Genomic DNA, 14,778 nt, shown 5'->3' with positions numbered 1-14,778 from the left:
TTAGATGCCTTATATAACAGATATTTATGCCCGCGAAGTGCTTGATTCCCGCGGTAACCCAACAGTTGAAGTGGAAATGTTCACCGAATCCGGTGCGTTTGGTGCAGCGCTTGTACCAAGTGGAGCGTCTACTGGTGAATATGAGGCGGTGGAACTTCGTGATGATGACAAAAACCGCTATTTAGGTAAAGGTGTGCAAAAAGCGGTTGAAAATGTCAATGACGTTATTGCACCTGAACTTATTGGTGTTGACGTAACACGGCAAAATATTATCGATCAAATTATGCTTGAACTTGATGGCACTGAAAACAAAGGCCGTCTTGGGGCAAATGCTATTCTTGGCGTGTCCATAGCTGCGGCACATGCAGCTTCAAGCTATCTGGAACAGCCACTCTACAATTATTTAGGCGGTTTCAATGCTAAAACACTTCCAACACCAATGATGAACATTTTAAATGGTGGAGAGCATGCCGACAATAATGTCGATATTCAGGAATTCATGATCATGCCTGTAGCAGCACCTACGTTTAAAGAAGCATTGCGCACCGGTGCGGAAGTGTTCCACGCACTAAAGAAAGTATTGAAGTCTAAAGGTTATAATACTGGAGTAGGTGATGAAGGCGGATTTGCCCCTAACCTCGGTTCGAATGAAGAAGCACTTGGAACCATCGTTGAGGCAATTGAAGCTGCCGGGTACAAGCCAGGTGAAGAAGTCAAGCTGGCAATGGATGTTGCTTCTTCAGAAATATACGAGGATGGCAAGTATAACCTGAAAGGAGAAGGTGTCGTCCGTACGGCTGAGGAAATGGTTGATTGGTACGAAGATCTTATCAACAAATACCCGATTATTTCAATTGAGGACGGTCTGGATGAAAATGACTGGGATGGTCATAAATTGTTGACAGACCGAATCGGTGACCGTGTACAACTGGTAGGTGACGATCTGTTTGTCACAAATACAAGTAAGCTTTCTCGAGGAATCGAGCAGGGTGCAGGAAACTCTATTCTAGTAAAAGTAAATCAGATCGGCACACTAACGGAGACATTTGAGGCAATTGAAATGGCTAAACGTGCCGGTTACACTGCTGTCATTTCCCACCGTTCTGGTGAAACAGAAGATGCAACCATCGCTGATATAGCTATTGCAACCAACGCAGGACAAATTAAAACCGGTGCACCGTCTCGTACTGATCGTGTCGCTAAATATAACCAGTTACTCCGCATTGAGGATGAACTCGCGGGTATGGGCGAATATGCCGGATTGAAAGCTTTTTATAACTTGAAAAAATAACTGGCAATTTTAATGTGACAAAGTGTTCCAAATGAATTTAAATTACTAGGAAATAAATTATATACGCTTTTGAGGGGTACAAATTGTTTGTACCCCTTTTTAAAATGGAATGCAACGAGTGGTAAGCTTCCTCAACGTAATGCCCCCTCCTTTAACGTATAGTAAACGTTGTCCTTCCTTTTTAGCTGATGCTATACATTTCTTCACTTGCATAGGCGTATGGCCCATGGAATAAACTTGATAAAACATAGAGGTAACTGGGAGGGGATTGTTTGTCACAGAAAGTATTGGTTTTTGGAGATATTGGCATTGATGATACAGCAGCACTGATTTATGGGTATTTCGATGATAATATTGATATTGTCGGTGTAGTTGCTAACTACGGGAATATCTCAAGGGAAAAAGCGTTGGCTAATGTTCATTATGTAAAGAATTTATTTGATATTAGTCCATCCGTTGAAGTTATTACCGGTGCTGAAAGTCCGATGACAGGGGAAAAACCGCAATATTATCCGGAAATACACGGGGAGTACGGACTTGGCCCAATTATCCCGCCTTCAGTCGCAAATGAATTTCAAAGGGAAAACTTTTTTAAAGTGATGGAGATTATTAGGCGGTATAGTGATGAGTTAGTGATTGTTAATATAGGAAGACTTACATCACTCGCTATGATGTTTATTCTATATCAGAAAGAAATGAGCAATGTTCGTAAGTATTACATAATGGGTGGGGCTTTTTGGACGCCGGGCAATGTTACTGCCGTTGCGGAGGCGAATTTTTATGGAGATCCGATGGCGGCACATATCGTTTTAAAATATGCGCATAATACGACAATTATTCCGCTGAATGTAACGGAACAGGCTATCGTCACGCCAAGGATGGTTGACTATATTAGTCAGGTGGGCAAAGCTAAAATTTTAAAACCGCTACTAGATTATTACTATGCCTTTTATAAACAACGTAACCCGTCAATACCTGGAAGCCCGTTGCATGATGTTGTCACATTGATGGCGGTCTCGTATGAAGATATGTTTCAGTTTGAACGGTTGCCGGTTCAAATCGTTCGTGATTTAAATAGCAAGGCACGGGGACAAAGTATCGCTGATATTCGGCCATACAGTGAGCCGAAAAAGAATCGGCACAGGGTTGCGCTGGAGCTAGATTATCGTTTGTTTTATGTTCGATTTATGTCAACGATGACTGGGCAACAGTTCGGTTGAATGGCATAATAGGGGGAAACGGATACACCGAGGTGATACCAATCGATAGTTTAACAGCAATAAAGACGCGCCGATCCATTCACCAGTTTAAACCGGAAGAAGTAGATACAGCTATTTTAAAAGAGATTTTTACATATGGCTCTTACGCACCGACTCACTATATGAAAGAGCCATGGAATATTAAGCTTTACCAAAACGATGGTAAGAAGAGGTTTGTTAATGCAATCATTGCTAGCTACCAAAGAATTGGTATGCTTAACACTGCCAATGACGCAAAAACAGCTAAAATGATTGAATCGATGAGGCGGTTTTTAATGAACATCCCACATCATGCTTTAATCTATTTTAAGAAAGAGACGGATGATGTTCGCTATGAAGAAGAATATGCTGCTGTTTGTGCATTTATCCAAAACAGCCAATTAGCAGCATGGGAATATGGTGTCGGCATGCTTTGGACTATCACACCATACATGCATGATAACGGGTTTGTTACCGACATTAGTCTGGATGCGGACTCGGTGAAAATCGCAGCTGTCATGCAAATTGGCTATCCGGAGAAAATTCCTAATCATAAAGAGAGAACACCTATTATGGAGAAAATGGAAATTATATCAGAGTGAACGGCTTTAAGTGTTTCACTTTGGGTAATGTCTCTATTATAAACGGCGCTATTAATCCTGGTATAAGGTGCACCCACTCCCGACACAGGTATTCAATCTTCGGAGGCACTACCACCACATAAACAAAAATCCCGGAACTCCAGTTTAAAGAGTCCGGGATTTTAAAAATAAGAAAGTATAAAATGGGGCGATACAATTTTGACTAGTACTCTGTTTTTTCTTTAATGAACGCCACAACTTCTTCACTGGTTCCCATTGCTAACAATTTTTCTTTGAATGAGGTCATTTTTTCTTTAGACAATCCTCGAAGTTGTGTCCGTGCTGGTAGAATGGAGGATGCACTCATGCTGAATTCATCAAGTCCGAGTCCTAAAAGTGCTGGGATTGCAATAGAGTCACCAGCCATTTCACCGCACATGCCAACCCATTTATTTTCGTGGTGGGCAGCTTCAATCACATTATTAACAAGATTCAAGATTGCCGGATGATATGGTTGGTATAAATATGATACGTGTTCATTCATCCGGTCTGCAGCCATGGTATACTGAATTAAATCATTCGTTCCAATACTGAAAAAGTCAACTTCCTTGGCAAATTGTTTTGCTATCACGGCAGTTGAAGGGATTTCGACCATAATGCCGACTTCGATATTATCGGAAACACTGGTTCCCTCATTTTGCAGATTTTGTTTTTCATCAAGCAGAATGGCTTTTGCTTGGCGAAATTCCTCCAGAGTTGCGATCATTGGAAACATGATTTTTAAATTGCCATACGCACTAGCGCGCAGTAGTGCCCGCAATTGTGTACGAAAGATTTGTTCATTTTCCAGACAGAATCGAATAGCGCGAAAACCAAGGAACGGGTTTAGTTCGTCCGGAAGATCTAAGTATTCTAATTCCTTGTCTCCACCAACATCGAGTGTGCGGACAACAACTGGTTTATCTTCCATTTTTTCGAGTACAGATTTATATGCTTCGTATTGCTCATCTTCGCTAGGTAGCTGGCTTTTACCCATATACAGAAACTCTGTCCGGTATAAACCAACTCCTTCGCCACCATTATCGAGAACGCTTGCCGCATCTTCCGGTGTGCCAATGTTTGCCACTAGTTCGACTTGTTCTTTGTCAGCGGTTATGGTTGGCTCGTCTTTTAATTTGGCCCATTCTTCTTTTTGTCTTTCAAATGTTGCTTGTTTTTCTTTATATGTGGTCAATTCTTCCTCGGAAGGATTAATAATCACTTTTCCTTCAAGTCCATCTATAATGACCGTGTCGTCCTGCTTTATTTCATTAGTCACATCTTTCGTGCCAACTACCGCGGGAATTTCCAGTGAGCGGGCCATGATGGCGGAGTGGGATGTTCGGCCACCAACATCTGTCGCAAATCCTTTAACAAACTGACGGTTTAGTTGTGCGGTGTCCGATGGTGTCAAGTCTCTAGCAATTACAATAACTTCCTCATCAATCAGTGCCGGGTTAGGGAAGGTAACGCCAAGCAAATGAGCCATGACACGCTTTGTTACGTCTTGAATATCTGCTGCCCGCTCTCGCATATAGGCATTGTCCATATTTTTGAACATGTCGATGAACATGTCTGTCGTTTCTTTTAGTGCAGCTTCTGCCATAGTGTGATCATTTCTTATCTTGTCTTTTATTGGATTGACGAGCTCCGGGTCATCTAGAACAAGCAAGTGTGCCGAGAATATTTCGGCGTGTTCATCGCCCATTTCTTTTTTAGTATGTTGTTTGATTTTTTCGAGTTCCTGTTTAGCTTTCTCAAGTGCCTCATCCAACCGGTTTATTTCGTTATCCGGATTATCTATTGGCTTTATGTCGTATGTTAATTCCGGTGTTACAAGCTGATATGCCTTAGCAATCGCTATCCCACTGGAAGCAGCAATTCCTTCAATCATAATCTTAAACCAACCCTTCGATAAATTTTGACTCCATTATACATTTTACACCTTTGCAGCACGCTGAATCAAGAAATGTCAATTCCGATGCTGATAGTGATGTTTCGCTACGATTAGTCCAATCAAAAATCGCTTGTAGACTTCCGCTTTTGACCATGTATTATCCCATTGTCTCACAAAAATTGGTTTGTTATCCGAACGGTGCAGTCAGCAACTTTTATCCATGTAGATTACCAAAGTTTACGTCAAAACTTGCGGTGAGCACGCTGATTATGCTAAAGTACGAATAGGTATTTGTTCGTTTAGGAGGTGCTGTATAAATGGAAAGTTTTGTCCATATCATATTACTGATTGATGCAATTATTATGATTGTCCTTATTTTACTACAGTCCGGGAAAAGTGCAGGTCTTTCCGGAGCGATTTCGGGTGGGGCTGAGCAGCTGTTTGGAAAACAGAAAGCACGGGGGGCGGATTTATTTTTGCACCGTGCAACGATTGTAACCGGGGTGCTGTTTTTTGTCCTAGCTTTCCTAAGTGCATATGTACTGCAGTAGTGTACGACCCTTATCGCGGTAATGTGATAAGGGTTAAATTATTTCAAAATGATACATAATGCGGTTCTGTAATTATATGAAGAATCGATGTTGAAGGAGATGGAACAGTCATGAAAATTAAATTCCCAAAGCCATTCACATTTGAAGCTGGCCCGCGAGCGGTGCTACTTTTGCATGGGTTTACTGGTCATTCAGCCGATGTGCGGATGTTAGGCCGCTTCTTGGAGAAAAAGGGCTATACCAGCCATGCACCAATATACCGCGGTCACGGGGGAGCGCCTGAAGAACTAGTGAAAGCCGGAGCGGACGAATGGTGGGAAGATGCCGTTAATGCTTATAATCACCTAAAAGAACTGGGTTACACAGAAATTGCTGTAGCCGGCTTGTCACTTGGTGGTGTACTAGGATTGAAATTAGCTTATTCAGAGCAGGTTAAAGGCGTTATCCCGATGTGTGCACCAATGTTTTTTGATAACAAAGACGAGCTTACAAAAGGTTATAAGTTTAAAGCAAAAGAATTCAAACAGCTGGAAGGGAAGGATAGAGACACCATTCAACAAGAGGTCCAGGAACTTGTTGACAATTCACGTGGTATGTTCTCGGACTTGGCTGACTTGATAACGGAAGTCCAAAACCATGTTGATACCATTTACACGCCAACATTTGTTGTGCAGGGACAGAAAGATGACATGATTAATACCGACAGTGCTTCCTATATTTATGAAAATGTGGAAGCGGAACAAAAAAATATTAAATGGTATGAAGAATCCGGTCATGTTATTACGATGGACAAGGAAAAGGAGCAACTGCACGAGGATATTTATCAATTTCTTGAATCGCTTGACTGGCAAGTATGATTATTTTTTACAAATAACGTGAATAATACAAGTAGATAGTTTGACGAAAGAAGGTGATCTAATGGATGAAACAATGCTTGAGCGGATACGGAATTATTTTAATGAACATAGCGAAAAGCCGCTTGCTGTTAATGAGCTTGAGGAAGAATTGCAATTGCAAGAGGCAGTGGAATTTAAAGAGCTTGTGAAAGCGCTCAATGAACTTGAGGAAAGCGGTGAGCTAGTTCGAACCCGGAAAAACCGCTTTGGTCTTCCTGAAAAAATGAATCTTGTTCGCGGTAGTATCCAGATGCATGCAAAAGGGTTTGCTTTCCTGATTCCTGATGATGATAAGCAATCAGACGTTTACATTCATCATTCCGATTTAGCCTCAGCAATGAATAAGGATAAAGTTCTCGTTCGGATTGAAAAAAGAAATGCGGACGGAAACAGACCTGAAGGGACAGTCATTCGTATTTTGGAACGCGCTACCCACCAGGTGGTCGGGACGTTTGACGATAGTGGTTCGTTTGGCTTTGTCGTTGCGGATGACAAACGGATTCCTAACGATATTTTCATTCCAAAGAATCGAACAGGTGGTGCAACAAGCGGCCATAAAGTGATTGCTCACATTACGAAATATCCAGAAGGCCGTATGAACGCTGAAGGTGAGATTGTTCAGATACTTGGACACAAAAACGACCCGGGTATCGATATCATTTCGATTATCCATAAACATGGAATCAAAATTGACTTTCCTGAAGAAGTTCTTGAACAGGCTGCAAACACCCCGAATGAAATTGATCCGGCTGAATTGGTAAACCGGCGTGATCTGCGTGATAAAGAAATTGTCACCATTGATGGGGCGGATGCAAAAGACTTGGATGATGCAGTATCCGTTCATAAATTAGCAAATGGCAACTATCAGCTTGGTGTCTATATTGCTGATGTTAGTTATTACGTCGAAGAAAATACACCGATTGATAAGGAAGCATTAGAGCGAGGTAATAGTGTCTATCTTGTCGATCGAGTGATTCCGATGATACCGCATCGCCTTTCCAATGGCATTTGTTCTCTGAATCCTAAGGTGGACCGACTTACACTTGGTTGCGAAATGGAGATAGACAAAAAAGGTGAAGTCGTCAATCATGAAATTTTCCAGAGTGTAATCAAGACGAATGAGCGGATGACCTACAGTAATGTCAACAAAATCCTTGTCGACCAGGATGAATCCGTTCGTGAACAGTACAAACCGCTTGTCCCTATGTTTGAAAACATGGAAAACCTGGCTGAAATTTTACGCTCAAAACGAATGGGCCGTGGTGCCATTGACTTTGACTTCAAGGAAGCTTCGGTGCTTGTCGATGAAAGCGGAAAGCCGGAAGATGTTGTACTGCGTGAACGCTCTGTTGCCGAACGGTTGACAGAAGAATTTATGCTGGTAGCAAATGAAACCGTAGCGGAACATTTTCATTGGATGGATGTGCCGTTCATTCACCGGATTCACCAGGACCCGGATGAGAGTAAACTACAACACTTTTTTGAATTCATTGCAGGGCTTGGCTATGTTGTGAAGGGTACAGCAAATGAAATACACCCACAGGCATTGCAGAAAGTGATTGAAGAAGTAAAAGGTAAAACTGAAGAAATGATTGTTTCCAAGCTGATGCTGCGTTCGATGCAGCAGGCGAAATATGATCCGCAGAGTGTGGGACACTTTGGGCTGGCAACAGACTTTTACACCCATTTCACCTCTCCTATTAGGCGCTATCCGGATCTAATTGTCCACCGGCTTATTCGGACATACCTTATCAACCAACAAATGGATGATAAGACAATCAGGCATTGGAAGGATCGAATGCCGGAAATTGCTCGTCATTCATCAGAAACAGAACGGGCTGCAGTTGATGCTGAACGGGAAACGGACGATTTGAAAAAGGCTGAATTTATGGAAGATAAAATTGGTGAGGAGTTTACAGGTGTTATTAGTTCTATCACGAATTTTGGTTTATTTGTCGAACTGGAAAACACCATAGAAGGCCTTGTACATGTAAGTTATCTGACTGATGATTATTATCATTATGATGACCGCAGTCATGCAATGATTGGTGAACGAACCGGTAATATGTACCGGATTGGTGAAGAGATTGAGGTACGTGTCGTAAAGGTGAATCTAGACGAGCGTGTCGTTGACTTTGAACTAGTGAATCCTACCCCGGCGCCGAAGAAAAAAGGGCGGAAGAAAATAAAGGCGAAAAGGGCAAAGAAATGACCGTGAACGGGGAGAGATGAGGCGAAAAGACTAATATAGCGTATTTACACGCCATATTAGTCTTTTTCCATGCGAAATAATGAGCTGGGTAGATAATTGGAAAATAAGCTTTTATCTGTTAAAATAAGTTCACGTAAGTAGTGGGAGGACGTAGGTATGCCAAAAGGATCCGGGAAGGTAATTGCACAGAATAAAAAAGCAAGACATGAGTTTTTTATAGAAGAAACCATTGAAGCCGGTATTGTTTTGAAGGGGACAGAAATTAAATCAATCCGTGCCGGTCGCGTGAACTTGAAGGATTCGCATGCTAGAATCGACAACCGCGGAGAAATGCAGCTAGTCAACATGCATATTGCCCCGTATGAGCAGGGAAATCAGTTTAACCATGACCCGACACGTTCACGTAAATTGCTTCTGCACCGGAAAGAAATTGATAAGCTCACCGGTCAGATTCAGCAAAAAGGCTACTCCCTTGTACCGTTAAAAGTCTATATTAAGAATGGTGTCGCTAAAGTGCTTATCGGAATCGGGAAAGGGAAAAAGAAATACGATAAGCGGGAAGATCTAAAACGCAAGCAAATGAAACGTGACGCTGACCGTGCTGTGAAAGAAAGTATGCAGTAACCTTCAGCTTGATTTGACTTTTGCTTCACATATGTTATACTAAGAATTGTCGTGATGATAATTAAATAAATAATGCTCGTTCTATCCGAGCGTTTTCTCCATCTTTATTATTTGGGGACGTTACGGATTCGACAGGGATAGATCGAGCTCAGACTGCGCGTCGAGGTTACGGCTCGTAAAACGTTATTGCCTAAATATAACTGGCGAAGAAAACAATTACCAGCTCTAGCAGCTGCCTAAGCACTGCCTAGAGCGATCCTTCCTGCTCTCGCCCGTGGGGCAGATTGAAGGGTCTCAAATGAAGCGGGCTATTCCAGTTTCCACCGTCTGAGGATACTGGCTGAAACTAAACAGACTAGCTACTTGGAAGCCTGTTGGTAGGCTGAAGAGTTAGCGAAGGATAATATACCAACTATGCGTGTAGATGTCTGAGTGGCGATATCTCTGGACGTGGGTTCGATTAGTTATTAGTCGCCTTTTGTGGTAACACAAAAGTGATAATCCGGCTTTATCGGTGAAACCTAAGTTGTGTGGAGATGATCTTGGCAACATGTTACACTCCTAAAGCAATATGGCAACACCGAGCGGTATGTGGAGTAATCCAACAGCCGTGTATCGACTCATAGGCTGCCTAAAAGCAGGTAGTACTAGGATGCGGAATGATACCAAGAACAGGTAAATCCACTATTTCGCATAAGACGCCGGAGAACCTGAGATTATTCAGGTTCAAGATATAGTCAGTGCCATGTGAAAGCATGGAAGAGCACGTCCCACCGTCTCCACCAATACATATGTTGGTGGTTTTTTTATTACCGTGTGATATAAAGCATAAAATTGGCTCTATACTAAATGTGGTGGTGTCTCCAGTATTATCAATACTTCAAATGAAGACAAAAAAATACACTCAATCCCCTCTCTTTTGTTAACCTAGAGTTGTCCACACAAAAGGTCAAAGGAGAGGGAAAGAGTGCAAAATCATTTTATCATAGAAATGCTGGGGATTAAAGATAAGCATGTAGATGTTTGGGATATGACTAGTGAACCAGATAAGTTTTATGTAGAGCTTTATACGAAAGTGAAAACGCAGAAGTGCCCATTCTGTAAGGAAAAAACTAAGCGTGTCCATAGTTACCGTAATCAGCAGATTCAGGGGCCAATCGTATCAAATAAGCCAGTGAAAATCTCTTTGAGAAAGAGGCGGTATTTGTGTGTGAATTGCCGGCATACCTTTTATGAAAAACTTCAAATGGTGGACCGGTATCAACGTTGCACAAGCTCGGTTCAAACAACTGCATTAACGTACACAGGTGTGGGTTCATTCACGACTGCTGCACAATTAACAGGCATGAGTTCTAACAGGTTATTGCGTATATTCGATCGCAGGGACATAAAAACCAAGAAGGTGCTGCCCCGTGCAATCGCCATTGATGAATTTAAAGGGGATGCTGGTGGGGAAAGATTCCAAACCGTTATAGCTGATATCGAACATAAAGAGATTATTGATGTATTACCTGACAGAAAGGTAGATACCATTAAAAGATATTTAAAATCTTGTGACACCAGTAATGTTGAAATCGTAGTCATGGATTTATCCAGATCCTTCAAACAAGCAGTACAGAAAGCCTTAGGTGATCCGTTAATCATCGCTGATCGTTTTCACTTTATGCGACAAGTCTATTGGGCGCTGGATAGTGTGCGGCGAGAAGTGCAACATGACCTTGAAAAGAATGAACGAATCCGAATGAAGCGAAGCAAAAAATTATTGTGGAAATCCCAATATAAATTAACTGATGAACAAAAGGAAAAAGTAAATCAATTACTACAGATTCATCCCCGATTAAAAGAAGCATATGAACTAAAAAACAAGCTCGATCAATGGTTTAAAGAAAGTGATAAAATCACAGCGACCCAAGGATTTGAAGAATGTTTATCGGCTATGAAAGCCTCTAATATTGAAGCATTTCACAAAGTCATGAAGACATTTAAACGCTGGAGGCAGGAAATTCTACAGTCCTTTATGTACCCGTTCAATAACGGATATATTGAAGGTGTAAACAACACGATTAAAGTGGCCAAACGTATGTCATATGGAATTAAAGATTTTAAACGCTTGAAAAAGAAAATACTGTGGCGACAAGAGGTTAGAAGGGCTTTGGCATAAAATGCCCCAAAGCCTAGGAAGTAAAAAGAGATGGTGGAGTGAAAATCACACCACCACATTTGACAGAGAACCATAAAATTCCATTTGGAAGTTTCACGCTTTATTTTATCGTAGAAATGTTTTATTAAATATTAGAAAAAGTACCTTTAAACGATAAAACGCTCTATGATTTAAAAGTATTTTAATGCAAATATTCTAGGCGACCATCCTGACGCAGCTTTCCTTCCCCGCCTATTATTCCCGCAACATACGCAGCTTCCCATACTTCCATTAAAGCTCCCCCCGTGTTTCATTCGGTAATAACATCGGACAGTATATCATTATAGATGTCCCTATAATAAAAACGTCAACACCATAAGACAAGGCTTGAATTGATAAGCTTCAGAAAAGGATAAGGATTTTAAGCTAAGCACACTTGTCCCTTTTTTCAATAAAGAGTTATATCATAAGCAAAAAGCAAAAATGTAATAACGGAGGTGTGTGCGTTGGATACGTCGGCTATCATCGCAAAGCTTAAAGACCATAAGCCATCCATTCTTGGGCGGGAACAATACCGGGAATTTGGCGTTCTTATCCCGCTCATAGAAACAGAGCAGGGACAACCCCATATATTATTTGAGGTTAGGTCGATGAATATGCGCAGTCAGCCGGGAGACGTCTGTTTTCCTGGTGGTAAGATGGATAGCTGTGATTTAGATGAATGTCAATGCGCCATTAGGGAAACATCGGAAGAGCTTGGATTGGAACAGACAGCTATCCAAGATGTATTCCCGCTTGATTACCTCATTTCCGAAACAAGAATCGTCTATCCTTTTGCGGGTATCATCAAACAGCCGGAGCAGATCACTCCGAATCAGTCAGAGGTGGAGCGAGTGTTTACGGTACCGCTGTCATTCTTTCTAGAAACTAAACCTGCAAGATACAAAGTGGCATACCAGCCCATGCCTGAAAAGGATTTTCCCTTCGAACTTATTCAAGGAGGAAAAAACTACAACTGGAACGCCCGTAGTAGGGAAGAACTTTTTTATCAGTACAATGGGAATGTTATTTGGGGGTTGACTGCGCTGATCATGAGTCATTTTGTTCGCCTGATTCAGGCTAATGATAGGACGCAATTCGGGGAGTGAGAAACGGGAGACTATCTCGTATCCCGCTATCCCAATGCGACGTCGAGAATCATCATAACGGCAAAACCGAACATGATACTCATTGAGGCAAGGTCTTTATTCCCATTTTCCTGTGACCCAGGGATAACTTCTTCGGCCACAACGAAAATCATCGCACCTGCAGCGAAGCTTAATGCATATGGCAATAATGGTTGCATAATGGTGACGGCGAGTGCCCCGATAATTCCGGCAATTGGCTCAACAACTCCGGATGCCTGCCCGTACATAAAACTTTTTCCACGAGACATTCCTTCACGCCGAAGTGGCATAGAAACGGCAAGGCCTTCTGGAAAGTTCTGGATTCCAATACCGATAGCCAGTGCAATGGCACCACCAAGTGAAGCTGTCGGCAAATCAGCGGCTATTGCACCGAAAGCTACACCAACAGCAAGCCCTTCCGGAATGTTATGCAGGGTAATTGCCAAAACTAGAAGCGTACTCCGTCTTTTTCTGTCCGGATGGATCCCTTCAGCCTCATCCATGGCTAATCCCGGATGAAGGTGAGGGAGTAATTTATCTGCTGCCCAAAGGAAGATACCGCCTAGCAAAAAGCCTATTGCGGCCGGAATCCACGCTGGCAATGGCCCACCTTCAGCCTTTTCCAATGCCGGTGAAAGCAATGACCAGAAGCTTGCAGCAATCATCACTCCACCGGCAAAGCCCAGCATACTATCCATAAAACGTTGATTGAAGCCCTTTGTTGTAAAAACGAGAGCAGCACCTAAAGCTGTCATGCCCCATGTAAAAAGGGTTGCAAATGTTGCTTGTGCAATTGGATTTAGATCTAGGAAATAATCAATCATAATGGGATATTTCCCCCTTCTTTGTTCAGGATTTAAGGTTCTTCAATTAACATAAACTTTAATGTTTACCACGGGAAACTTTTAGTTACGTGCGCATCATACAATTATTTCAAATTGTTGTCAATGATACTGTCTTTTGTATACGGTTAAAAGTAAACTTTTGGAATATATTAGCAAAAAACTTCGGCACTAGCTATAGGGTTATGTGCGTGCCGAAGTTTTTTATGTTCCTTAGTTAAAGCTGGTACGAACAAAAAACGTCCCCCATTGTTGACAATCAGACAACCTGGGGGAGAAGTTTCCTGATTTTATAGGATAAGAAGTATAAAATAAATGATAAGTCACGTCCAGTCCCGACGTATTAGTGCTAGCGGTTGGCATAGAACGTGACGAATTTAGCTTGAACCTTTATTTTTAGACAGTTGATTTGACAGGCCAAGTGGATTTATTTTCAGCCATATCCCAAAACATATATTCAAAGTAACTTGTCTTTACCACAATCTCCTCTAATTCTTTTAATTCGTGTTCTGGTTTTCCTTCAGCAATTTCATTGATTAATTCGATACAGTCATTGGCAAGCTTGGAAAATTCCTCAGATGAATACATTTGTACCCAATTGCCATAAAGCTCATGTTCTGTGGCATTGGGCCATGTGGCAAGCTCTTTCCCGATGAAGTTATAACTCCATGCGCATGCCAGAACAGCTGCGATTGCATTTTCGACACCGCCACTTTGTGCTTTATTCAGCATATAGCTTGTATAGGCTGTCACAGTTGCGGATGGTTCGGTTGCTTCCAATTCATCATTTGAAATACCGAATGTCGATGCGTATTCCCGGTGTAAATCCATTTCAACATTCATGGTTCCATGCAGGAGGTTTGCAAATGTGGTCATCGTTTTTAAGTTATGCGCTTTCGCTGCTCCGATGGCAAAGATGCGCGAATACTCAACTAAATAAATGTAGTCTTGTTTCATATAGTGTTTAAACTTTTCCACATCGAGCGTTCCTTCCCCTATACCTTTGACAAAGGGGTGCTCCAGATAAGTATGCCATAAAGGTTTAACCCGATTAAAAATACGATTACTGAATTTCTGTGCCATAATAAAAACTCCTCTCTTATTTCACTAAGAGGGAGCACGCCTAATCATGTATGACCGGTAAGCGTATGATTGATTCAAATGGCAAAGTTTTACGCACATTCGTATCCACTTCCCTACGCTAGTATGAACTAGATCAGGTTCAAAGGGTCAAGTCTTACCTTTCTCAGCAGAAAAATGCTCCCCTAGTGTTTTCGTTTTATTATTCAGTTAAATTCAAT

At 41.8% G+C, this 14,778-nt stretch carries 12 protein-coding genes, 1 other RNA gene and 1 riboswitch; of the genes, 10 read left to right on the top strand and 3 right to left on the bottom strand.

The genetic code is table 11. From position 1 onward, the window contains the following. The first annotated feature begins 4 nt into the window (after positions 1–4). The 3 genes from eno (at position 5) to FFL34_RS03665 (ending at position 3,131) form a co-directional block, all read left to right on the top strand. Positions 5–1,291, top strand: coding sequence for a phosphopyruvate hydratase (eno, locus tag FFL34_RS03675; RefSeq protein WP_138601581.1), 1,287 nt, complete (start codon positions 5–7; stop codon positions 1,289–1,291). Positions 1,292–1,563: 272 nt separating this feature from the next. Beyond that, the gene (locus FFL34_RS03670; RefSeq protein WP_138601579.1) at positions 1,564–2,511 is read left to right on the top strand and encodes a nucleoside hydrolase; all 948 of its coding nucleotides are present in this window, start codon (positions 1,564–1,566) and stop codon (positions 2,509–2,511) included. A gap of 32 nt (positions 2,512–2,543) precedes the next feature. Further along, complete coding sequence (locus FFL34_RS03665; RefSeq protein WP_138601577.1) at positions 2,544–3,131, top strand: nitroreductase family protein; 588 nt, start codon at positions 2,544–2,546, stop codon at positions 3,129–3,131. Positions 3,132–3,333: 202 nt separating this feature from the next. On the opposite strand, the gene ptsP is transcribed toward FFL34_RS03665, so the two are convergent. Then, positions 3,334–5,043 (bottom strand): phosphoenolpyruvate--protein phosphotransferase, encoded by a 1,710-nt coding sequence (gene ptsP / locus FFL34_RS03660; protein WP_138601575.1) that lies wholly within the window; start codon positions 5,041–5,043, stop codon positions 3,334–3,336. 320 nt (positions 5,044–5,363) lie between these two features. On the opposite strand from ptsP, the gene secG reads away from it, so the two are divergent. The 7 genes from secG to FFL34_RS03625 all read left to right on the top strand — a co-directional run bounded on the left by secG (position 5,364) and on the right by FFL34_RS03625 (position 12,617). Beyond that, complete coding sequence (gene secG, locus FFL34_RS03655) at positions 5,364–5,597, top strand: preprotein translocase subunit SecG (RefSeq protein WP_138601573.1); 234 nt, start codon at positions 5,364–5,366, stop codon at positions 5,595–5,597. A 110-nt stretch (positions 5,598–5,707) separates the two neighbouring features. Then, positions 5,708–6,454: an alpha/beta hydrolase gene (locus tag FFL34_RS03650; protein ID WP_138601571.1), complete on the top strand. Its 747-nt coding sequence runs from the start codon at positions 5,708–5,710 to the stop codon at positions 6,452–6,454. 61 nt (positions 6,455–6,515) lie between these two features. Continuing rightward, positions 6,516–8,705: a ribonuclease R gene (rnr, locus tag FFL34_RS03645; RefSeq protein ID WP_138601569.1), complete on the top strand. Its 2,190-nt coding sequence runs from the start codon at positions 6,516–6,518 to the stop codon at positions 8,703–8,705. Positions 8,706–8,861: 156 nt separating this feature from the next. Then, on the top strand, positions 8,862–9,329 hold the full coding sequence (smpB, locus tag FFL34_RS03640; RefSeq protein WP_138601567.1) for an SsrA-binding protein SmpB: 468 nt from the start codon (positions 8,862–8,864) through the stop codon (positions 9,327–9,329). Between the two features lie 121 nt (positions 9,330–9,450). After that, positions 9,451–9,792: a transfer-messenger RNA gene (gene ssrA / locus FFL34_RS03635) on the top strand. Between the two features lie 504 nt (positions 9,793–10,296). Further along, positions 10,297–11,490 carry an ISL3 family transposase gene (locus FFL34_RS03630; protein ID WP_138601336.1) on the top strand — a complete coding sequence of 398 codons (1,194 nt, stop codon included), beginning with the start codon at positions 10,297–10,299 and terminating at the stop codon, positions 11,488–11,490. Positions 11,491–11,975: 485 nt separating this feature from the next. Continuing rightward, positions 11,976–12,617 carry an NUDIX hydrolase gene (locus FFL34_RS03625; RefSeq protein ID WP_138601565.1) on the top strand — a complete coding sequence of 214 codons (642 nt, stop codon included), beginning with the start codon at positions 11,976–11,978 and terminating at the stop codon, positions 12,615–12,617. Positions 12,618–12,643: 26 nt separating this feature from the next. Here FFL34_RS03625 and FFL34_RS03620 read toward each other — a convergent pair whose 3' ends face one another. Both FFL34_RS03620 and tenA read right to left on the bottom strand, forming a co-directional pair. Next, complete coding sequence (locus FFL34_RS03620) at positions 12,644–13,459, bottom strand: ZIP family metal transporter (RefSeq protein WP_138601563.1); 816 nt, start codon at positions 13,457–13,459, stop codon at positions 12,644–12,646. Positions 13,460–13,873: 414 nt separating this feature from the next. Continuing rightward, positions 13,874–14,560, bottom strand: coding sequence for a thiaminase II (tenA, locus tag FFL34_RS03615; RefSeq protein ID WP_138601561.1), 687 nt, complete (start codon positions 14,558–14,560; stop codon positions 13,874–13,876). Between the two features lie 93 nt (positions 14,561–14,653). After that, a riboswitch (TPP riboswitch) is annotated at positions 14,654–14,754 on the bottom strand. Positions 14,755–14,778: the final 24 nt, after the last annotated feature.

The sequence above is a fragment of the Lentibacillus cibarius genome (assembly GCF_005887555.1).
Lineage (GTDB): Bacteria > Bacillota > Bacilli > Bacillales > Amphibacillaceae > Lentibacillus > Lentibacillus cibarius.
Note: the sequence above shows the minus strand (reverse complement) of the source record. Positions and strands in the feature narration are given on the sequence as shown.